Here is a 1,113-nt window from a genome sequence, read left to right as displayed (position 1 = left end):
CTTTACTACCATCTATAACAATTTTCCCAGCCTCTAAAACAATGACTCTGTCTACAATATCTAGCATCGACATTTTATGGGTATTAATCACGATGGTAGGTTTGCCGGGAAGGCTTAATAGCATATCTTTGACCCATTGTTCACTGCGGTTATCCATTGCCGAAGTCGGTTCATCAAGCAATAAAATCTTCGGCTCTCTTACTAATGCTCGTGCTAATGTAACCGCTTGACGCTGGCCCCCAGATAACCATGCGCCACCTTCACCGACGGCTTTATGCAAGCCTTGAGGATCATCTCGCACAAAATTCATAACGCCTGCCCGCTCTGCTGCGCGCAGTAAGCTATCATCATCTAAATCCGGACACCCTAATGCAATGTTGTCCCGAATAGTGCCGTACAGTAATGATTGGTCTTGTAATACCATGCCCATATTGCGGCGTAAAAAAGCTAAAGAAAGTTGCTCCGTGTGAATACCATCGACTAAAACTTGCCCCTTATCGGGTTGATATAATCCAGCTAACAACCGCAGTAATGTTGATTTACCCGCTCCAATACGCCCGATAATTGCGATACGTTCACCGGCACTGATAGATAATGATAATTCATTGATAATAGGCTGCGGCGTCTGAGGATAGGCAAAGCTAACTGTACGTAAGCTCAATGCGCCGTGTAAAACAGAGGGTTGTAAGCGTTGTGACGCTGAGCTCTGCTGCTCTTGAGGAAGCGATAACAGATTTGATAATGTTGTATGCGCTTCACGAGCATTTTCCCATTTTCCAAATAACCCCGCTAATTGCATACCCGGCGCTAACGCTCGCCCTCCCAGCATACTGGCCGCAATAAGCCCGCCCATACTCAGATCACCCGCCGCTATCAGGTATACGCCACCAATAACCGTTAATACTGTGTTGAGTTGCTGAACCAGCATGTTCATTTGGCCTAACTGGTTCATCAGCATTCGAGTACGTACTGATGCACTGCCCAGTGCCGCAGTTGCCTGCTCCCAGCGCCATTGCAACATACTCTCAGCACCACTGAGTTTAATGCTTTCTAGTGCCGCTACAGTTTCGGCAAGTTGCGCCTGCCGTTGTTGATTTTGTTGTGAAGAAGATT

The 1,113-nt window shown here is 46.9% G+C and carries 1 protein-coding gene; it reads right to left on the bottom strand.

What is annotated here, in order from left to right:
* Window positions 1-1,113: ATP-binding cassette domain-containing protein (locus ACRCYC_RS03715; protein ID WP_438617837.1), on the bottom strand; the 1,113-nt coding region annotated here is incomplete at both ends.

The sequence above is a fragment of the Paraclostridium sp. genome, assembly GCF_051657365.1.
In the GTDB taxonomy this organism is placed as follows: Bacteria; Bacillota; Clostridia; order Peptostreptococcales; family Peptostreptococcaceae; genus Paraclostridium.
The sequence above is the reverse complement of the archived record's forward strand: the minus strand, read 5'-3'. Positions and strand labels throughout refer to the sequence as shown.